The sequence below is a fragment of the Cytophaga sp. FL35 genome (genome assembly GCF_014349235.1).
Lineage (GTDB): Bacteria > Bacteroidota > Bacteroidia > Flavobacteriales > Flavobacteriaceae > Euzebyella.
Genome location: NZ_JACSOH010000013.1, coordinates 88,390 through 108,137 on the forward strand (window position 1 = coordinate 88,390; position 19,748 = coordinate 108,137).

18 protein-coding genes are annotated in these 19,748 nt (G+C 38.6%); 4 read left to right on the plus strand and 14 right to left on the minus strand.

Annotated features, from left to right (window positions below; genetic code table 11):
* Nucleotides 1-48 precede the first annotated feature (48 nt).
* The 7 genes from BIZ36_RS12040 to BIZ36_RS12070 form a co-directional block, all read right to left on the minus strand.
* Nucleotides 49-2,550: a TonB-dependent receptor gene (locus BIZ36_RS12040; protein WP_187458157.1), complete on the minus strand. Its 2,502-nt coding sequence runs from the start codon at nucleotides 2,548-2,550 to the stop codon at nucleotides 49-51.
* Between the two features lie 9 nt (nucleotides 2,551-2,559).
* Entirely contained in the window at nucleotides 2,560-3,051 is a 492-nt protein-coding gene (locus tag BIZ36_RS12045; protein WP_187458158.1) for a hypothetical protein, read from the minus strand.
* A 161-nt stretch (nucleotides 3,052-3,212) separates the two neighbouring features.
* A complete protein-coding gene (arsC, locus tag BIZ36_RS12050) occupies nucleotides 3,213-3,560 on the minus strand; it encodes an arsenate reductase (glutaredoxin) (RefSeq protein ID WP_187458159.1) in 348 nt (115 codons plus the stop codon).
* A gap of 12 nt (nucleotides 3,561-3,572) precedes the next feature.
* A protein-coding gene (gene prfB, locus BIZ36_RS12055) for a peptide chain release factor 2 (protein ID WP_187458200.1) occupies nucleotides 3,573-4,671 on the minus strand; the annotation gives its coding sequence in 2 pieces (ribosomal slippage) (nucleotides 3,573-4,607 and nucleotides 4,609-4,671; 1,098 coding nt in all).
* Nucleotides 4,672-4,759: 88 nt separating this feature from the next.
* On the minus strand, nucleotides 4,760-5,608 hold the full coding sequence (locus tag BIZ36_RS12060) for a transglutaminase-like domain-containing protein (RefSeq protein ID WP_187458160.1): 849 nt from the start codon (nucleotides 5,606-5,608) through the stop codon (nucleotides 4,760-4,762).
* A 50-nt stretch (nucleotides 5,609-5,658) separates the two neighbouring features.
* Nucleotides 5,659-6,606 carry an alpha-E domain-containing protein gene (locus BIZ36_RS12065; RefSeq protein WP_187458161.1) on the minus strand — a complete coding sequence of 316 codons (948 nt, stop codon included), beginning with the start codon at nucleotides 6,604-6,606 and terminating at the stop codon, nucleotides 5,659-5,661.
* A 58-nt stretch (nucleotides 6,607-6,664) separates the two neighbouring features.
* Nucleotides 6,665-8,128 carry a circularly permuted type 2 ATP-grasp protein gene (locus BIZ36_RS12070; protein ID WP_187458162.1) on the minus strand — a complete coding sequence of 488 codons (1,464 nt, stop codon included), beginning with the start codon at nucleotides 8,126-8,128 and terminating at the stop codon, nucleotides 6,665-6,667.
* A 198-nt stretch (nucleotides 8,129-8,326) separates the two neighbouring features.
* On the opposite strand from BIZ36_RS12070, the gene BIZ36_RS12075 reads away from it, so the two are divergent.
* Entirely contained in the window at nucleotides 8,327-9,349 is a 1,023-nt protein-coding gene (locus BIZ36_RS12075) for a threonine aldolase family protein (protein ID WP_187458163.1), read from the plus strand.
* On the opposite strand, the gene BIZ36_RS12080 is transcribed toward BIZ36_RS12075, so the two are convergent.
* Nucleotides 9,344-9,667, minus strand: coding sequence for a YegP family protein (locus tag BIZ36_RS12080; protein WP_187458164.1), 324 nt, complete (start codon nucleotides 9,665-9,667; stop codon nucleotides 9,344-9,346). The genes BIZ36_RS12075 and BIZ36_RS12080 overlap by 6 nt on opposite strands.
* A gap of 110 nt (nucleotides 9,668-9,777) precedes the next feature.
* On the minus strand, nucleotides 9,778-10,107 hold the full coding sequence (locus BIZ36_RS12085) for a YbaB/EbfC family nucleoid-associated protein (RefSeq protein WP_187458165.1): 330 nt from the start codon (nucleotides 10,105-10,107) through the stop codon (nucleotides 9,778-9,780).
* A gap of 146 nt (nucleotides 10,108-10,253) precedes the next feature.
* Here BIZ36_RS12085 and BIZ36_RS12090 point away from each other — a divergent pair, with 146 nt between their 5' ends.
* The 3 genes from BIZ36_RS12090 (at nucleotide 10,254) to capB (ending at nucleotide 14,818) form a co-directional block, all read left to right on the plus strand.
* A complete protein-coding gene (locus BIZ36_RS12090) occupies nucleotides 10,254-12,311 on the plus strand; it encodes a S9 family peptidase (protein ID WP_286174723.1) in 2,058 nt (685 codons plus the stop codon).
* A gap of 82 nt (nucleotides 12,312-12,393) precedes the next feature.
* On the plus strand, nucleotides 12,394-13,437 hold the full coding sequence (gene capA / locus BIZ36_RS12095) for a cysteate synthase (protein WP_187458167.1): 1,044 nt from the start codon (nucleotides 12,394-12,396) through the stop codon (nucleotides 13,435-13,437).
* Between the two features lie 121 nt (nucleotides 13,438-13,558).
* Nucleotides 13,559-14,818 carry a cysteate-C-fatty acyltransferase gene (capB, locus tag BIZ36_RS12100; RefSeq protein ID WP_187458168.1) on the plus strand — a complete coding sequence of 420 codons (1,260 nt, stop codon included), beginning with the start codon at nucleotides 13,559-13,561 and terminating at the stop codon, nucleotides 14,816-14,818.
* A gap of 57 nt (nucleotides 14,819-14,875) precedes the next feature.
* Here the strand turns inward: capB and BIZ36_RS12105 are convergent, their stop codons facing one another.
* The 5 genes from BIZ36_RS12105 to BIZ36_RS12125 all read right to left on the minus strand — a co-directional run bounded on the left by BIZ36_RS12105 (nucleotide 14,876) and on the right by BIZ36_RS12125 (nucleotide 19,621).
* Nucleotides 14,876-15,361: a hypothetical protein gene (locus BIZ36_RS12105; RefSeq protein WP_187458169.1), complete on the minus strand. Its 486-nt coding sequence runs from the start codon at nucleotides 15,359-15,361 to the stop codon at nucleotides 14,876-14,878.
* Between the two features lie 83 nt (nucleotides 15,362-15,444).
* Nucleotides 15,445-15,816: a hypothetical protein gene (locus BIZ36_RS12110; RefSeq protein WP_187458170.1), complete on the minus strand. Its 372-nt coding sequence runs from the start codon at nucleotides 15,814-15,816 to the stop codon at nucleotides 15,445-15,447.
* Nucleotides 15,817-15,884: 68 nt separating this feature from the next.
* The gene (locus BIZ36_RS12115) at nucleotides 15,885-17,345 is read right to left on the minus strand and encodes a potassium/proton antiporter (protein ID WP_187458171.1); all 1,461 of its coding nucleotides are present in this window, start codon (nucleotides 17,343-17,345) and stop codon (nucleotides 15,885-15,887) included.
* 9 nt (nucleotides 17,346-17,354) lie between these two features.
* Complete coding sequence (locus tag BIZ36_RS12120) at nucleotides 17,355-18,473, minus strand: GTP cyclohydrolase (RefSeq protein WP_187458172.1); 1,119 nt, start codon at nucleotides 18,471-18,473, stop codon at nucleotides 17,355-17,357.
* Between the two features lie 92 nt (nucleotides 18,474-18,565).
* A complete protein-coding gene (locus tag BIZ36_RS12125) occupies nucleotides 18,566-19,621 on the minus strand; it encodes a transporter (RefSeq protein WP_187458173.1) in 1,056 nt (351 codons plus the stop codon).
* Nucleotides 19,622-19,748 lie beyond the last annotated feature (127 nt).

Below are 19,748 nucleotides of genomic sequence, written 5' to 3' on the forward strand. Positions count from 1 at the left end.
GAAAGGGGGAAGTTTAAAACTTCCCCCTTTTTTAGTTCTACTATTTTCTTAACCCTCCATTTCGTCATCATCCCCACCATCATTACCATTACCTCTTCCACGTCCATTACGTTCTTTTGGCTGATTGAACCTATAAATAAAGGATAGCCTTACAGAGCGTTGCCTCCATTGAAACTCACTACGAGAGGTGAAAAATTCTGTTTCTGTATAGGATTGGCGTTTAAAGGAATTCAGCAAGTCGTTAACATTAAGAGAAATAGTTCCATTGTCCTTAAGAATGTCCTTGCTAAAGGCTAGGTCAATTCTAAAAAGACCTTCGCTTTCAGTTTGGGAATTTTCACTTGGCCCCCTATAAAAGGCATTTGTTTGCCATTCTATTTTCTTTGGTAAGGTTACTTTTGAGCTGAACCGAGCAAACCAACTGGTGTTGTCAGCGCTATAATCGATTCCATCATATATTCCCTGCTTGTCAAATTTAAATATGTTGAAGCTGCTGTTTAGGCGTAACCATTTAGCTGGGTTATACAGAATTCCAGCCTCTGCTCCATACCTGTTTTCTGTAGAAAGGTTTATGGGTATGGTTCTAATGATATCTATTCCGTCCGTTGTAGTCTGACCCGTTTCTTGTTGCACGCGTTCAAAACTATCGGTTTCCCTTTGATAGTAGATTGATGACGTTAGCGTTAACTTGTCCCATCTTTTTAAATAACCTAAGTCGAAAGTATTTGAGAAAGCGGGATTTAAATCTGGGTTACCTTGAAAGATATTCGTTCTACTAGAACGAGATGGGAAGGGGTTGATAAAAAATCCTCTTGGTCTATTTATCCGTCTATTATAACCCAACGATATACTTTGCATGCCTTCCTCGTCCAATTCATAAATAAGATTAACCGTAGGGAATAGTCCTAAATATTTTTTGTCAAAATTTAACTCTACCTCTTCTCCAAGGTCTTCTTCTAATTGACTTGTGTCATAATCTGATTCAATTTGGCCTTTTAGCTGTGTACTTTCTAGGCGAAGTCCTAATAAAAAGGAAAAGTCGCCAAACTTATTCCCATATTGGGTATAAAGTGCATGTACATTTTCATCATAAGTAAATTTGTTGGTCAAGGCTTCATTGATGACCATTTGGCCAGTGGATTGATTCAAAGTATCCAACCTATAATCGGTTATACTTTCTTCCAAGGTTCCACGATAACCGGCTTCAAATTGCGAATCGCCCAATGGTAAGACATAATCTGCCTGAAAAAGATATTCGTTTTCAATTTCATTTTCAAGGACTTCTTCTAACGCCAATAAGTTTGTAGAAGGGATGGTTTCACGTTCTTCAATATTGGTGTTTTTTATTTCATCTGAATTGGAATACTGAAAATCTGCTGTCAGCTTATGACCGTCATCATCAAAATTATTTACATAATTAAGCGATACCTGATAACTCTCGTCATCTTCATCCTCCAACTCTTCCCTAAATGTGTTGCTGCTTAGACTACCGGAAGTGAAGCGTTCGTTGGTATTTTCGGTTTCGTCTTCATCCTGAGAGTTGCGATAAAAAATACTGGCAGTAACTGATGATTGTTCGTTTAGAAAATATTCAAAACCAAGATTGGTGTTAAATGACTTACCAAGTCTATTATACTCTCTATCTTCTATTACCCGGTCAAAACTACCTGAAGTATAGGTATTGTCAAAAAAGGCAGTTCCGGGCGAATCCCTGTAACGATAACCAGTAGTATTAAAAATATTGAATTTGTCCGTTCTCAAATTAACATTGCCCGTAACGCCCGCACTTGTAGGGTGGCCAACGTAGGAATTTATAGAACCGTTAAACCCCAGTGTTTTTTCCTTTTTAAGGACGATGTTTAAAATACCGGCCGTTCCCTCGGCATCATATCGCGCGGAAGGACTCGTGATTACTTCCACTTTTTCAATAGCATCAGCAGGTAATTGTTGCAGAGCATCCGTTGATCCAAAACCTGCTAAAGCTGATGGTTTACCATTAATAAGAATTCTAACGTTTTCGTTACCTCTCAAACTAATAGCTCCTTCTACATCAACATTTACGGACGGAACATTATTCAAAGCATCGCTAATGGTAGCGCCGCTAGTGGTAATGTCTTTACCAATATTGTAAATTCTCTTATCTAGCCTAACTTCAACGGTAGTTTTTTCGCCTACGACCTCTACACCTTCTAATTCCGAAGCCGCTATGGACAGTGATAGCGTTCCAAGATTAACGGATTCGTTGAAGGTGGTTTGATTAATTTTGTAGGTTTTGTAACCTATGTATTCTATGGATGCATTATACCTGCCAGGAGGGGTTTCTACGGAGAACTTACCTTCCATATCCGTAATACCGCCACTAACTTTTGTGGGATCCTGTATGCTCTGGAGTACCAAGGTGGCATATTCCAAAGGTTGACCCGTTTCTTGGTCCAAAACCGTTCCTGAGATTGTGATGGGCTCTCTGCCTTGTCCTGGAGGTCTTTGGGGGCGTTGAGCGTAATTTTTAAAAGAGAGTAATACAAAGACGATCAGGAACAGTTTTTTCATTTTTGATTTTTAGGTTTTGGTTTTTTTGTCTTTTCGTTTTTTCTCCCGTTTCTTTTCTTTTCGTGTTTTTTGAATTCCTTTCTTCTGCATCTCTACAAAAGCTTCGTACTTCTCCAATGGAAGACCGGCCTTAAGTTCTTCATCTTGCGCTTTGGTAATTTTTTCCATACCTTCACGCATTTGCTCCGGTGTTAGCTCCAAAATTTGCATTTCTATACGTTTTTGAACGTATTTCTTCAAAATGGAACTCAATACCGCAGACTCGAACTCATTTAAATCCAAGGCTTCTGTAATATTGGGCATTTCGCCATCAACAATTTGTTCTGCCGTTTTGGGTTCCGGTTCTTTTGGGGTATGCTCTACTTGAGGAATAGCATTGCGTTGCCTACCATATCCATAGCCATATCCGCTTCCATAACCGTAACCATACTGGGCCTGAATTTCCAATCCAAACACTACTAAAAAAATGAACGTAAGGGTAATTTTGATAAAGTTCTTCATGACTATATCGGTTTATAGGATTAAATAACTAAAATAAGGTTTAATCTAATTTGGTTAAACCTTTGTTAAAGGAACATAACAACAAATGTACCAATAATTTAAGGTGCAAAATTTTTAAGAATGCTTCCGTTTTTCTTAAAAATTGACTCTAAATAAGCTGCTTATTTTTTTAGAATTTCTTGGATCCTCTCCGTAGGTCTGCCAATAACCGCTTGGTCACCTTTTATAATTATAGGTCTTTCAATAAGCTTGGGATGCTCGATCATGGCATCAAGGATATCTTCATCTGAAAGTAATTTGCCCTTATACTTCTCTTTCCAGACAGATTCGTTTTTACGAACCAACATTTCCGGAGTGATGGCCAAGCACCCCAAAATTTGCCGTAGTTCTTCTTTGGTAGGTACATTTTCCAAATATTTAACCACTTCAAATTCTTCTCCTGAGTTTTCAACAACTCCTAGACCATCCCTTGATTTTTTACATCGGGGATTATGATAAATTTTTATCATTATTTAATTTTTTTATTCTTCCTCTTTTTGGCCCATCATCATTAAATAAGCCTTTAAAAATGCATCTATATCGCCATCCATTACCGCATCTACATTTCCGGTTTCTTGTGCGGTTCTAACGTCCTTTACCAATTTATAGGGGTGCATCACGTAATTCCGAATCTGAGACCCCCATTCAATTTTCATTTTTGAGGACTCAATTTCATTTCTAGCCTCCATTTTCTTTCTCAACTCAATTTCATATAATTGAGACTTGAGCATTTTCATGGCGGTAGCTCTATTGTCATGCTGACTTCTACTATCTGAACATGAAATTTGTATACCGGTAGGATGGTGAACCAATTGTACCTTGGTCTCTACCTTGTTTACATTTTGGCCTCCCGCTCCACTAGACCTAGCGGTAGTAATAGTAATGTCTGCAGGGTTAACTTCAATTTCAATGGTATCATCAACCAAGGGATAGACATAAACGGAGGCAAAGGAGGTATGTCTCTTTGCGTTACTATCAAATGGTGAAATCCGCACCAAACGGTGAACCCCATTTTCCCCTTTAAGCCATCCGAATGCAAAGTCACCATCTATCTGTAAGGTAACCGTTTTAATGCCGGCTACATCACCCTCTTGATAGTTCAGTTCTTTTACCTTGAAACCGCTTTTTTCTGCCCACATCATGTACATGCGCATAAGCATTGAAGCCCAATCACAGCTTTCCGTACCACCGGCTCCGGCAGTAATTTGTAGGACCGCCGGTAGTTCATCGCCTTCTTCGGACAACATGTTCTTGAACTCTAAAGTCTCAAGGTGGTCTACCGCTTTTTCATACTGTGCCTGTACTTCCTCCTCAGACACATCACCCTCTTGAAAAAAGTCCAATAAAACCTCTAAATCCCCCACCAGGGTTTTAGCCACATTAAAATCATCTACCCATTGTTTTTTGGATTGGATAAATTTCATGTGTGCCTGAGCCTCCTGCGGATTGTCCCAAAAGTCTGGAGCAAGGGTCTTTTCTTGCTCATTTTCTATTTCTATAAGTTTGGCATCAACGTCAAAGATACCTCCTTAACGCACCAAGGCGATCTTGAAGCCCTTTAAAAAGGTCTGTAGTTACTATCATCAATTAAAATTTTCAGCAAAAATAGCATACTTTTTTAGCATGCAGGATATTTATCAAAAAGTTTGAAATTTCAAAAATAGGGGGGCTATTGTTGAGCACTCTCTACCTGTACCTTATAACTGGTTACATTTTCTCCAGAAGTAAAAAGTACACCCTTAATAGGCGGGCAGTCATTATAATCCCGTCCATGGGCCACCTTAATATAGTCTGTGGCCGCCAATATCCCATTACAAGGGTCAAATCCTATCCAGCCTATGGTTGGAATAAAGCTTTCTACCCATGCATGCATTTGTGAATCTCTAAAATAGCCATTTCCTTGATGCAGATAACCGGATACATACCTAGTGGGTACACCATTTTCCCTGCCCATGGCACAGAATAAATGGGCAAAGTCTTGGCAAACTCCTTTTTGTTTGGTAATTACTTCTTCCAAAGTGGTATTAACTGCTGTCTGGTTTGTTTCAAATGTTAGATGCTCAAAAAGAAAATTATTTAAGTTTTGCAGATTTTGAAAGATAGATAGGTCTTTGCTGAAGGTATAGGAGAACTTTTCTTGATTGACAAGGGTAGTAAGCTTGCTCGATTTTAAAAAAGTTTGGTGGTTTGTTTTAAAGTCCAGTCTATCAAGTATGTCAAAGCTGCCCGTTGGATCGGTCTCCGGAGTAAAATTAAATGGATTGATATTCTCTTTCCATAATTTTAGCTGAACGGTAAAGGTGACTTTAGAAAATGTTTTGGAAGTTTTGAACCTTAATGTTTTAAACCCAAAGCCATTGATGGAATATTCCCCTTTTTCCAATAAGGAATTTTCAAAATTAATTGATTCAATTTTTTGGGTGTCATCTTCCAAAGGAATGACTAAAAACTGCCAATGTGCACCAGAAACCGGATTCTTGTAGCTATTTTCGCAGTGATAAGTAATGATATATTCCAACGACCTCGTTTTAACTGAAAAAGTGTCGTAAGATAGGGAATACCAGTAATTTAATAGTTAAAAAATTCTTTTTCCATTTCTTCACTAATGGCAACTAGGTTGGCAAGTATATCTTCTATAAAGCCTTGTATGTCTTCTTCTATTTCCTTAATATACTTGTATTGATATTCTGCCCGTACCCGTCCAACCAAAAAGGAGGTGGATGTCTTGTCATATTTTTTACTAGGGTCCAAAACCTTCACATGCTTACATACTTGGTTGAGGCTGTTCATTACCGATCTGGGACAGTTAGGATTTAAAATCAGGAACTCCAAAGTAGATATACTATTTGGCGACTTCTTATAAAAACGCCGCATCATATCGTAGGACTCTGCACATTTAAGGAGGGTGGTCCATTCATAGCTATTGCTGAACTTGTCTCCGTAACTGCCTTGAGCCATTAACGCATCTTGGTGCTTGGCATTGATCATACGTATTATCTGGGTAGCACGCTCAATATTGATTCCCAACATAATAATGGCGTAAATTTCATCATGTAAGAGAGTCCCTCTCATTTTTCCTCGAAGGACCGCTGTCATTTCCGTGACATTTACCGTAAAGTCATGCAGACTATTGCGGATAAATAGGTCGGCATCATAATTGTTTACATAGTGATAAAATTTGTTGATGGCTTCGTACAGTTCGGTAGATATTAAATCCCGGGCACTATTGGCATTTTCACGTGCATAGCGCACATTACTTAAAATAGAAAATGGATCATTGGGGTCCATTCCTATTTTGTACAAGACCTCGCTCTCTACCAATTCCTTGGTATCGTCCTTTTCCGGACTACCCACCATAAAGAGCATACTTCTTAAAACAAATTGTCTTGACTGTGACAATTGATGAGGAGCATCAAGGGAAGAAAAGTAATTGACATTCAAGTATCTCGCAATATGTTCAGAACGTTCTATATAACGTCCCATCCAAAAAAGGTTATTTGCTACACGTGCTAGCATAAATATGTATTAAGTTCTAATTTAAATTTACTTTGTTGATGGGGTCAAATGATTTTTTTCACTCTTTTAATACCCAAGTATCCTTTGAACCTCCACCTTGAGAAGAGTTAACAATTAAATTGCCTCTTTTAAGGGCCACCCTGGTTAGTCCACCTTTAAGCACAAATTCTTTGTCCTTACCTAGGATGGTAAAGGTTCTTAGGTCTACATGACGTTGCTCAAATGATTCCGTATCATCTATATAGGTGGGATGCACCGAAAGAGACATAATGGGTTGGGCCACATATTTTCTGGGCTCTGCCTTAACCTCCGCTTTTACTTTTTCTATCTGTTCTTTGGTTAATCTGTTTCCAATGGAAATACCATAACCACCTGCCTCATCAACTGGCTTTATGACCAATTCATTAATATGTTCCAGAACATACTTGAGTTCATCCGGCTTGCTACAATGATAGGTGTGCACATTATTTAAGATGGGTTCCTCATCCAAGTAATATTTAATGATATCAGGCATGTAGGTATAGATGGCCTTGTCATCTGCCACCCCGGTACCTGGGGCATTGGCCAAGGTGACGTTGCCTTTTTTGTAAGCAGCAAATAGACCTGGAACACCCAAGGCAGAATCTGCTCTAAATTCCAGCGGATCAATAAATGCGTCGTCTACCCTTCTATAAATTACATCTACCCGCTCAGGTCCCCTTGTGGTTTTCATATAAACAAAATCATTCTCCACAAATAGATCTCTACCTTCTACCAGTTCAACCCCCATTGTTTTGGCAAGGTATGAATGTTCATAAAATGCGGAGTTGTACATCCCCGGGGTGAGAACCACTACATTGGGAATATCTATTCCATTAGGCTTTACAGTTTCAAGAAGGTCTAAAAGGTTTTCGGCATAATTGGTGACCGTGTGTGTTTTATAATGGTTGAAAACACCAAAGAGAGCTCTTTTTAATGCTGTTCTGTTACAAATTACATAGCTTACACCAGAGGGGCATCTAATGTTGTCTTCTAGCACGTAATAATTACCGTCATTATGTTTAATGATGTCTGTTCCGGAAATGTGATTGTAAATTTTACCTGGTGGATCCAAACCGATCATTTGGTCCAAGTAATTGGCAGAAGAACTGATAAGGTCCAGAGGGACCACACCTTGTTTGATAATTTTCTGGTCATGATATATATCCCATAGGAATAAATTAAGTGCTTTGGAGCGTTGAATGGCCCCACGTTCTATAATTTCCCATTCCTTTGGGTCAATGATCCTTGGGAACAGATCAAATGGGAAAATCTTTTCGGTTGATTCTTTTTCTCCGTAGACTTGAAAAGTTATGCCTTGATTGAAAAAAGACGACTTGGCTTTATCATTTAAGTGGACATATTCCTTTATAGTATGCCCGCCATACAACTCAAAAAGTCTAGAGTAGATATCCTTGATTTCCCCTTTATTGTTGAAAATTTCATCGTAAAGAACCGGGTCTCTTTGATACGATGAAAATATTTGATTTTGAATTTTCCCCATGTTAAAATCTTTTCATTTAAGATACTGGTTTTCAGATTAAAAAAAGGAATCAATTCGATAATAATATTAGCTCAAAATCATCTTATCGTAAAATTTCATGTCTATTTTTAACACTTTCGCTACATAAGAAAAATCGATACTTTTTCTTTTGAATGGGTAATTTGCTTTCTTTGTCTACCTTCAATTTTAATCCTATTTATGACGATTAATCTAATAAGTGATACGGTCACAAAACCATCTTCCGGTATGTTGGATGCTATGATGCGGGCACCGGTGGGTGATGATGTTTTTAAGCAGGACCCAACTGTAAATGAATTGGAAAAGAAAGTAGCGGAGATGTTTAAAAAGGAACGTGCTCTTTTTTTTCCTTCCGGTACCATGGCCAACCAAACGGCCATTAAATTACATACCCAACCTGGGGAACAATTGATTTGCGATAAATATGCCCATGTGTTTAATTATGAGGGTGGGGGAGTCAGTTTTAATAGCGGGGTTTCCTGTAGGTTGGTTGATGGCGATAGAGGTATGATGACCGCCCAACAAGTTGAGGATGCTATTAACCCACCAGATTTTTATCACAGCCCTTTAACGTCCTTGGTATGTATTGAAAATACTACTAATAAAGGTGGCGGGGCTTGTTGGGATTTTGAAGAGTTGAAAAGAATCAAACAGGTGTGTTCTAAAAACAAGTTAGCATATCATTTGGATGGCGCCCGTCTTTGGAACGCCATGGTTAAAAGGGGAGAGAATCCCCAACAATACGGCGAACTATTTGATACCATAAGCGTTTGTTTGAGCAAGGGTCTTGGCTGCCCGGTTGGTTCTGTGTTGGTGGGTAGCGCAGATTTGATGGAAAAGGCACTCAGAGTCCGCAAAATATTTGGAGGGGGAATGAGGCAAGCGGGTTATTTGGCCGCAGCCGGAATATATGCCTTGGACCATCACATAAGCAGGCTAGCAAAAGATCATTCTAGGGCGAAAGAAATTGGTGAAACACTTCAAAATCTAGCCTTTGTAAAACGGGTGGAACCCATTGAGACCAACATTGTTATTTTTCAAGTGAACGAAAATTTAATTTCAGAACTAAGCTTAGTTCAAAAACTAAAGAGTCATGATGTTCATTTTATCAGCATGGGGCAAGGAAAGTTGCGAATGGTTACCCACATGGATTACACTCAAGAAATGCACGAAAAATTATTGGATACTTTAAACAAACTATAAGCTGCCATCTTTTTTAAGCTCGCCAATTCTATTGATGAGGTTTTTAATACCGTTTTCCATACCCATTTCAGAATCGTACAACTGACTTTCCCCAATCACGCTTCCGTTATTGTTCTTAAGGAGGAATAGAAACTGTCCGGAGTGATTGGTCTTTCTTTCAAAATTATTTCTGGAAAATTGAAGGGAAGCTATATTTTGAAAAACCTGTTTCACAGACTTTTCGTCATCAAATTGAGAGCCGTGCAATAGTGCTTGCCCACTTTTTGCCCGAATCGTAAAGGTATATTGATTTTGAGTTTTATTTACTATTTCTATCACCTGCAGTTTTTCGTAAAAGATACAAAATAAAGGCCGAAAGTATTAATGAATATTTCGGCCTTTTTACTCCTTGATTTTACTCTGGCGTCATTTATCAACACCCTAAAGTGTTATTTTCCAAATAGGGAGTCCATGCCGGGAATATTGGGCATTCCTTCCTTGGCTACAGCTCCCAATTCGGTTTCATTTACCTGAGTGGCTTTTTCAATGGCCTTGTTAAGGGTCAATACCAGGTAATCTTCCAGTTGTTCCTTATCTTCAAGTAAGCTGTCATCTATTTTAACTTCTTTTACTTGTCTATTGGCAGTAATAGTTACTTGCAAAAGGTTGTCTGAACTGCTTTCTTGAAGATAAACAGTGTCCAGTCTTTTCTTGGTAGCCTCTACCTTTTCTTGGGTCTCTTTAAGTTTACCCATCATTCCCATCATATCTCCGAACATAATTTTTATTTTAAGAGTTTACGATTTCAAAATTACTAAATTGTGCTCATTGTCAATAATAAACGGATGCTATGCAAATGAAAAATCTATGTTTTGTAATTGTATGTCTTACATTTGCCCTCCCAATTCAAAGTCAACTAAAAAAAATGAACCCAACTACCGTTCCAGTAGCAAAGAAAATACCACATCAATTAGAAAAACATGGCGATATTAGGGTGGACCCTTATTATTGGATGAATGAACGTGAAAATCCTGAAGTGGTGTCCTATCTAAATTCGGAGAACGATTACTATAATACCTTGACGGCCCATACCAAGAAATTCCAAGAAGACTTATTCACGGAAATGCGCGCAAGAATAAAGGAGGATGACGAGTCGGTACCTTATAAAAAGAACGGTTATTGGTACATAACCAGATATGAAAAAGGAAAGGAATATCCAATTTACAGTCGAAAGAAAGAAAGCCTCGATGCGGAGGAAGAAATAATGTTCGATGCCAATATAATGGCAGAAGGACATGATTTTTTTAATATTGGCGGAATAGCCATTAGCCCTGACAATAAATTGGCTGCCTTTGGAGTGGATACCGTTTCAAGAAGGCAATATGATATTCAGATAAAAAATCTTGAAACCGGCGAGATTTATTCAGACAAAATTGCCAATACAACGGGTGGTGCTGTTTGGGCGAACGATAACAAAACCTTGTTTTATACTAAAAAGGATCCGGTTACCCTTAGGTCGGATAAAATCCTAAAACATAAGCTGGCCACCAATGCAGACTTAGATCAGGAAGTTTTTCATGAAAAGGATGAAACTTTTGGTACTTATGTCTACAAATCCAAATCTAAAAAATACATCATTGTAGGTTCCTACAGTACGCTAACCTCCGAATATCAAACTTTATTGGCGGACGAACCGGAAGGGGAATTAAAGATGTTTTCTCCCAGGGAAAGGGGGGTAGAATACGGAATAGCACATTATGGTGATAGTTTCTTCGTACACACCAATAAGGATGGGGCTACCAACTTTAAAATGATGAAAGTTGGAGAAGACAATACATCTTCCGAAAATTGGAAGGAGTTCATTCCCCATAGGAATGATGTTCTATTGGAGGACTTGGATATTTTTAAGGACTACTATGTATTGTCCGAAAGGGAAAATGGCCTTAATACCATTAAAGTGGTGCGATGGGATGGTTCTGATAGTTATTATTTACCTTTTGAAAACGAAACCTATACTGCATCCGTTGGTAGAAATCCGGATTTTGATTCTGAAATCTTAAGATATTCATACAATTCCATGGCTACGCCTAGTTCTGTCATCGATTTTAATATGCATACCAAGGCAAAAGATATTAAGAAGGAACAGGAGGTTTTAGGTGGTACATTTGATAAGGACAATTATATCGAAAAACGAATATGGGCTACAGCAAGGGATGGGGTAAAGGTACCAATGTCCATGGTATACCACAAAGAAACACAGCTAACTCCAGAAACGCCTATATTGCAGTATGCCTACGGATCTTATGGGTACACCATTGATCCTTATTTTTCTACCATAAGACTTAGCTTATTGGATAGGGGCTTTGTTTACGTCATTGCCCATATAAGGGGAGGTCAATATTTAGGAAGACAGTGGTACGAGGATGGGAAGCTCCTTAAAAAGAAAAATACATTTACAGATTTCGTTGATTGTTCCCAATATTTGATTGATGAGGGGTATACCAGCCCGGAACATCTTTACGCCATGGGAGGGTCTGCAGGCGGATTATTAATGGGGGCAGTCATAAACATGGCGCCTGAACTTTACAATGGAGTTATTGCTTCCGTTCCTTTTGTTGACGTGGTTACCACGATGTTAGATGATTCAATTCCCCTAACAACAGGAGAATATGATGAATGGGGCAATCCTAATGAAAAAGAGTATTACGATTATATGTTGTCCTATTCACCGTATGATCAAGTAACCGCTCAAGATTATCCAAATATGTTAGTCACCACGGGCTTTCATGATTCACAAGTACAATACTTTGAACCTGCCAAGTGGGTAGCTAGACTAAGGGAATTAAAAACCAATGATAAGCTACTGTACTTTGATATTAATATGGATGCAGGCCACGGAGGTGCTTCAGGTAGGTTTGAGGCATTAAAAGAAGTAGCTAAAGAATATGCATTTTTATTGGATTTAGAAGGGAAAATCGACTAATTGAAAAAAAATAGTAATTTTGCCGTGAGGAATATGCGTAAATTTCAAAACTTTCGCGTACACCAAAACTAGACAATCCTTTATGGAACAAAAGATCAAGGCTTACAACAATCTTTTAGAACTCGTAGGCAATACCCCCCTGGTAAAGCTTAATAAAATCACTCAAAACTTTAATGGTAATTATTTTGCTAAGGTAGAGTCCTTTAATCCTGGGCACTCCTCCAAAGATCGTATTGCCATGCATATTATTGAGCAAGCGGAGGAGAAAGGTATTTTAACGCCAGGCAGCACAATAATCGAGACTACCTCAGGTAATACAGGCTTTAGTATTGCCATGGTGAGCATTATAAAGGGGTATAAGTGCATTTTAGCTGTAAGTTCTAAATCCAGTAAGGACAAAATTGATATGCTGCGCTCTATGGGAGCTACGGTTTACGTTTGTCCCGCCCACGTAAGTGCAGATGACCCTAGGTCTTATTACGAAGTGGCAAAGAGGTTGCACCAAGAAACAAAGGGCTCCATCTATATCAATCAATATTTTAATGAATTGAATATGGATGCCCATTACGCTTCTACTGGACCTGAAATTTGGGAACAGACCGGTGGGCAAATCACCCACTTGGTGGCTTGCAGTGGAACTGGTGGTACTATTTCCGGAACTTCCAGGTATTTAAAAGAACAAAACCCGAATATTAAGATTATTGGTGTAGACGCCTACGGTTCTGTTTTGAAGAAATATCATGAAACTAGGGAGTTTGATAGAAATGAAATCTACCCTTATAGAATAGAAGGGTTGGGTAAAAATTTAATCCCGGCGGCTACGGACTTTGATATAATTGATGAGTTCATAAAAGTTACTGATTCCGAGAGCGCCCATACTGCAAGGGAGATTGCAAGAACTGAAGGGATTTTTGCTGGTTATACCAGCGGTGCGGTCATGCAGGCCATTAAGCAGTTAAATGAGGAGGGAAGGTTTAAGGAATCGGATAATGTAGTTGTAATTTTTCCGGATCACGGCTCGCGCTATATGAGCAAAGTTTACAGTGACCAGTGGATGGAAGACCAAGGTTTTTTTGATACGGAGTCCGTTCCTGAAGGACAGAAAATACAGTACGTTAAGGAATAAACTAAACGTTTTAATTCATAATCATAGCAACACCAATTGGTAGTTGCTTTTTTGTAGCCTTAATATTTATGATTTTCGTGCTGAAAACCATACTTTTGCAGGCAGAATTTAATCGAAACGAATGCGAGATTTATTTGACAGAATTTTAGAGAACAAAGGTCCTTTGGGAAAATGGGCCTCACAGGCGGAAGGCTATTTCGTTTTTCCTAAACTAGAAGGTCCTATTTCCAATAGAATGAAATTTCAGGGAAAGGACGTAATTACCTGGAGTATAAATGATTATCTGGGTCTTGCCAATTTACCGGAAGTTAAGAAAATAGATGGTGAAGCAGCTGCGGAATACGGTGCGGCATACCCTATGGGTGCCCGTATGATGAGTGGCCATACAGACTATCACGAGCAGTTGCAAGATGAATTGGCTGCATTTGTTCAAAAAGAATCTGCCTATCTTTTAAATTTTGGTTATCAAGGAATGGTTTCCACCATTGATGCCTTAGTTTCCAAAGATGATATTATCGTATATGACGTAGATTCCCATGCGTGTATTATAGATGGAGTTCGTCTTCATATGGGAAAACGTTTTACGTTTAAGCATAATGATATTCAAAGCCTTGAAAAAAACCTTGAGCGCGCCACTAAAATGGCTGAGCAAACGGGAGGGGGTATCCTAGTAATATCCGAAGGTGTTTTTGGAATGAGAGGGGAGCAGGGTAAGCTTAAGGAAATAGTCGAACTTAAGAAAAAATTCAAGTTCCGTTTATTTGTGGATGACGCCCATGGTTTTGGTACCTTGGGTAAAACAGGAGCTGGAGCAGGTGAAGAACAAGGGGTCCAAGATGAAATCGATGTTTACTTTGCTACATTTGCCAAGTCCATGGCCAGCATAGGTGCCTTTATTGCTGCGGATAAAGAAATCATTGATTATTTAAAGTACAATTTGCGCTCTCAGATGTTCGCAAAGTCCCTTCCAATGATTTATGTGAAAGGTGCGCTTAAGCGATTGGATATGCTTAGGACTATGCCAGAACTTAAAGCCAAGTTATGGGAGAACGTAAATGCCTTGCAAAACGGATTAACAAGCAGAGGGTTCAATATTGGTGATACCAATAGTTGTGTTACCCCTGTTTACTTAAACGGTAGTATTCCTGAAGCAATGGCCTTGGTTAAGGATTTAAGGGAAAATCATGGAATTTTCTGTTCCATTGTAGTATATCCGGTAATACCAAAAGGATTGATTCTACTAAGAATGATTCCAACGGCTACCCATACTATGGAAGATATTGAAGCCACTTTAGAGGCGTTTTCTGCCATCCGTGAAAGGTTGACCAATGGTACGTATAAAAAACTTTCAGCAGCTGTTGCCGCAGCAATGGGCGAATAGTTTTGGAAGTTTATATAAGCTAAAAAAGCGCCCCGCTATTTGCGGGGCGCTTTTTTGTTATACTCTACTAGCGTTTATGAGGTCATTCCAAGTTTTAATGGATTGTAGTTGACCGTCCAAGGGCAATCCATCTCGATTGTTATAGAACTCGATCAAGGTCTCTTTATGAGTGTGATTATCTGTTAAGTTGAGTTCCAATTTCTCTATGACCACATCTCTTGATTTATTCTTTCTGATGATGTGGTCTGTTTGAACCACTTTAGAAGAAGAATATTCATTAAGGAAAACTGTATTTTCAACCAATGAACGGTCTTTTTCTTTAACAACGTACAGGTAGTTGTAATGAAGGTCTGTACCAAGTGCAAAGTCTACGAAAAATTCGTGCTTTCCTAAAGAGGTATGAGTATCCGTAGCCATTTTTGTCAAGCTATTTTTAAAAGCTTGTTGTTTTTTATTTTTGCTCATGTAAATAAATACGAAAGGCATAATACATAAGCTTATTAATATCGCACCTACGTATAAGGTGCCAACATCTAATTTCATTATTTTAAATTTTGGGTATTAGTAATTTGCTTCCCGAAATGGACCGAGTAGCCAATATTTGATTTATAAAAAAATCTACCTAATTATAAAAAATGATGAAATGGAAAGGCAATATCAAACGAGCTCAACCTTAGCACTAAATTCTTGGAAAAAAGGAAATAATGGGTCGCTAAGGCCCTATACCAAACTTCTTTTGAAATAGATATGCCTACGCCCTTAGTAAAAAAAGAATCGCTGTGAGCGGATAGAAAAGAAACGCTACTGTTTTGTGTTAACTTTGGGAATTCAATGGCTTCCGAAAGTTGCTTTTCCGCCTTAGTAAAATTGTATACTTTATCTGGGGATTCGGTAAGGTTGGATTCATTGGTATTCCATGAAGGAATCCCCCAATAACAGCCTAAACTATAAATGAGCGCCAGTAAGAAAACCGAAAAGTTAGGTTTGTTCTTCTCCATGCTCAAAGGTATACACGTTCACCGATTTATAAGCTCAATTTGTACTTTTTTAATAAAATTTTAAAGCGTTAGATTTTCAAGGTTTCATTTACCTCGTCAAAAACTTCGGCCTTGTCCGCTAAAACGACCAAGGTATCTTCTGCCATTATTTTGGTAGAACCATTGGGCGTTATATAATTGTTATCCCTTATGATCATGGCGATTATGGCATTTTTAGGGAAACCCAACTCCACAATTTCTTTATCTACTGCAAAGCAATTCTGCGTAACACCAATTTCTTTCATGAGCGCCTTAGGGTTTTCCGTTAGTAAAAGATCTGTGGCGGTTAATTTTTTTGCTTTTTCAGGTAGCGCTACATGTAGCCATTTAGCAAATAAAGAGAGGGTGGTTCCTTGAACCAAAACAGAGGTAACGGAAATAAAAAATACAATGTTGAATATCATATTGGCTTTCTCCACACCTGCCAATAGGGGATAGGTGGCAAAAACTATAGGTACTGCACCGCGCAAACCAACCCACGAAATATATAACCTTCTTCGCATCTTCATTTTAAAGAAGATAAGACTAATAAATACTCCTACCGGCCTGGCTATTAAAATAAGGAAGAGGGCAGTAAGCAGTCCAATACCCACAATCGGAATTATTTCTGAAGGGAACACGAGCAGACCAAGTGTTAAAAAGAGGACTATTTGCATGAGCCATGCAAGTCCGTCAAAAACCTTTAAGATGGTCTTCTTATGTATAATGTCTTGGTTTCCTAAGTAAACGGCACAAATATAAATTGCCAAAAAGCCATTACCTCCAATGGTGTCGGTTGCCGAAAACGTAATGAACATTAAGGAAATGACCAAAACGGGGTATAACCCTTCAAAATCGAGCTTTATTTTGTTGATAATGTATTTACTGATTTTACCAAAAAGAAAACCTGCGGCACCGCCCAGAATCATTTGCTGTAAAAACATGGGCAGGATGCTCCAAGCACTTTGATCTTGATTAACAACCAATGTTAAAAAGGCCAAAGTAAGGACATAGGCCATTGGGTCATTACTTCCACTTTCTAACTCCAATGTAGGGCGTAAATTGGTTTTGAGGGCCAAACTGCGAGATCGTAAAATTGAGAATACAGCGGCAGCATCAGTGGAAGAAACAATGGAGCCTAAGAGCAAACTCTCGTAAATGGTAAAATCCGTAATAAAATATACAAAAGCTCCTAACGATAAAGCCGTTAAAAGAACTCCCAAGGTTGAAAGGGCTATTCCTTCCTTAAGTACTGGTTTTATGGAGTTCCAGTTGGTATCCAATCCCCCTGAAAATAGAATAAAGTTCAAGGATACCAATCCTATAAACTGGGCAGTTTTTGGGTCATTGAATTGTATTCCCCCAATTCCCTCTGACCCTGCCAACATACCAATACCCAAGAAGAATAACAAAATAGGCACCCCAAATTTATAGGATGTCTTACCGGCAATAATACTTATAAGAAGTAATAATGAACCAACTAGGACAATATTCTCAATGGTTAGATTCATAAATAAATTCTATAGAAACTTCTTATAGGTGCATCTACGCTTGTAAATTACGGGGTCAAAATGTTTCCACATTTGTCTTATGGCGATATTGTCCTCAAGTTCTGGGGTTCTATAACACATATCAATCCCTTTTTTTTGAAAGGTCTTGTAGTATTCGTTAAAAATTATGGCCGTGACACCTTTATTTTGGTACTCCGGATGGATGCCTATTAAATAGAAAAAAACATCCTTACTGGTTCTTTTTGCTTTCAATAGGTGTAAAAGACCGAATGGAAATAGCTTGCCTTTCGCCTTTTGAAGTGCTCTAGAAAAGGAAGGCATCACAATGGCAAAAGCAACTAGGTCATCATTTTTATCAACAATGAACTTAATGTACTCAGGGTTGATAAAGGAAATATATTTCTTTTTAAAATATGCTTTTTGCTCTTCGGTTATAGGTACAAAAGAAGAGAGCTTCGAATAGGTTTCATTAAAGAGATCGAACATTTTATCAGCCAAAGGCAACACTTCCTCTGTCTTGTTAAAATTGATTTCCCTTAGGCCAAAGCGTCTTTTGACGATATTGTTCAGTTTGGTAAATAGGGAGGGATCTGCATTGCTGGTAGGGAATTTATTTTCCACGTACCCTTTCTCTTTCGTCAATCCCCACTTTTCATAGTGCTCCGGATAATAAGGGAAATTATACCAAGTGACCATGCTGCCTAGATGATCAAAGCCTTCCGTTAGCACGCCAACCTTGTCCAAATTATTGAATCCAACGGGACCTTCCATAAATTCGAGCCCGTTGTTTTTACCAATTTCCAAAACCTTCTCAAACAATGCCTGGCTTACCTCAAGATCATCGATAAAATCCAACCAGCCAAATCGCATTTTTTTTACGTTTTGCTCTCCTACTTCAAGGTGATTGATAATAGCGGCAACCCTACCTACCAACACATTATTTTTGTAAGCTAAAAAAAATTGCGCCTGGGCATTCTTAAAGGCCGGGTTTTTTTTCTCGTCAAAGGTTTCCAGTTCATCGGATATGATGGGGGGAACCCAATACGGAGAGTCTTTGTATAGGGCAAAGGGGAACTTTACGAATGTTTTAAGTTCGTCTTTTGAAACCACCTCCTTTATGGAAACCATACCTAATTGTTTGAAGCATCAATATTAGGCATAATTGAAACGAGAATAAAATTCTAAAGTCTATTTATAAGCCTTAAATAGTGAAGAAGATGTTAAAAATCGATGGCTCCGTTACCACTCTTTTTTTCTTTTTTTCGCTGCTGTCTCAATTGCTTTTTGCTAGGACCTAAATCTATGTCTTCTGCGCCGTTGCCCTTATTTTTTTTGCGCTCTTTGCGCTTTTTCTTCATACTGTTCTTCTTAATGGCGCCGCCATTTTCATTGGCCTTTTGGTCATCGATGGCTTTGAGCTTATCTTTATGGAAGTCAAATCTATAGGAACCACCGGCGGTAACGAATATTCTTGAGGGCGTATCCTTAAAACTCGCGCCCAAATTAAAATCCACCTGAAGATTGTCCGTTAATAAATGTGCGATTCCACCTCGGATTAATAAGTCAGCATATCTATCGCTATCGATCCCTTGATGTTCCACAAAGGCGCTCCATTTTGGATTTCGAAACGCATGGGAGAGTGAAATTAAATAGCTCATTTCAGGAAAATCTGTGGTAATCCTGTCGTATGCAAAATTGGTAATGAGCACAAAACGGGGCGTTAATCTACTTTGGGTGGCAATCATACCTCTATAACTGACCGTTGGGTCACCAACGTAAAATGGATTTCCCCCCAAATTAAATGTGGCTCCACCGTATAAGGCCACGGACGGAATTAAGTTTTTTAATTGGAAAACATTGTTCGCCCTCCAACTATATAGATTGGGTTTGTTTCTTTCTTCGGATTTATAACGGTCGTAAAGTAAGTATTTCAACCCCACTCGGTTTCTTGAGAAATCACTTAGCTTATTGGAGGTGTCCAACTCTGTAAAAGTGATGTTCTGGCCTTGATAGGTTCCTTCGTAGGTTATTTCCAAACTTTCAAAAAGTAAGCCATATCTCAAGGCAAAATCCACCCCCCAAATATTACTTTGGGTATTTAAAAGCGAATGGTCATTTTGTTCAAAGAAAACCCCTGTCTCTAATTGAAGTACATTTCTACCTACTGCATAAGCACTTACGGAAAGCCCTGGCCTGTTGCTGTTGATTACATCTGTATATTGAGAAAATCCCCAGAAGGGAAGTAAAAGGGTTAGAATTTTGAATAAGTGCTTCATTTCAGTTGTTTTGCCCCTGCTTGGTTAAAAGATAATAGTCATAATGGGTATGGCTCCAATCCATTCAAATCCCATTGGGTATGGGGTTTTGATTGATTTTTCGCGATTATGGACCAAAGCTATTTAG

What these genes read in the sequence shown, in the direction of transcription:
- BIZ36_RS12040 (WP_187458157.1), bottom strand. Translation starts at nt 2,550, where the DNA reads ATGAAAAAACTGTTCCTGATCGTCTTTGTATTACTCTCTTTTAAAAAT.
- BIZ36_RS12045 (WP_187458158.1), bottom strand. Translation starts at nt 3,051, where the DNA reads ATGAAGAACTTTATCAAAATTACCCTTACGTTCATTTTTTTAGTAGTG.
- arsC (WP_187458159.1), bottom strand. Translation starts at nt 3,560, where the DNA reads ATGATAAAAATTTATCATAATCCCCGATGTAAAAAATCAAGGGATGGT.
- BIZ36_RS12065 (WP_187458161.1), bottom strand. Translation starts at nt 6,606, where the DNA reads ATGCTAGCACGTGTAGCAAATAACCTTTTTTGGATGGGACGTTATATA.
- BIZ36_RS12070 (WP_187458162.1), bottom strand. Translation starts at nt 8,128, where the DNA reads ATGGGGAAAATTCAAAATCAAATATTTTCATCGTATCAAAGAGACCCG.
- BIZ36_RS12075 (WP_187458163.1), top strand. Translation starts at nt 8,327, where the DNA reads ATGACGATTAATCTAATAAGTGATACGGTCACAAAACCATCTTCCGGT.
- BIZ36_RS12085 (WP_187458165.1), bottom strand. Translation starts at nt 10,107, where the DNA reads ATGTTCGGAGATATGATGGGAATGATGGGTAAACTTAAAGAGACCCAA.
- BIZ36_RS12090 (WP_286174723.1), top strand. Translation starts at nt 10,254, where the DNA reads ATGAACCCAACTACCGTTCCAGTAGCAAAGAAAATACCACATCAATTA.
- capA (WP_187458167.1), top strand. Translation starts at nt 12,394, where the DNA reads ATGGAACAAAAGATCAAGGCTTACAACAATCTTTTAGAACTCGTAGGC.
- capB (WP_187458168.1), top strand. Translation starts at nt 13,559, where the DNA reads ATGCGAGATTTATTTGACAGAATTTTAGAGAACAAAGGTCCTTTGGGA.
- BIZ36_RS12105 (WP_187458169.1), bottom strand. Translation starts at nt 15,361, where the DNA reads ATGAAATTAGATGTTGGCACCTTATACGTAGGTGCGATATTAATAAGC.
- BIZ36_RS12110 (WP_187458170.1), bottom strand. Translation starts at nt 15,816, where the DNA reads ATGGAGAAGAACAAACCTAACTTTTCGGTTTTCTTACTGGCGCTCATT.
- BIZ36_RS12115 (WP_187458171.1), bottom strand. Translation starts at nt 17,345, where the DNA reads ATGAATCTAACCATTGAGAATATTGTCCTAGTTGGTTCATTATTACTT.
- BIZ36_RS12120 (WP_187458172.1), bottom strand. Translation starts at nt 18,473, where the DNA reads ATGGTTTCCATAAAGGAGGTGGTTTCAAAAGACGAACTTAAAACATTC.
- BIZ36_RS12125 (WP_187458173.1), bottom strand. Translation starts at nt 19,621, where the DNA reads ATGAAGCACTTATTCAAAATTCTAACCCTTTTACTTCCCTTCTGGGGA.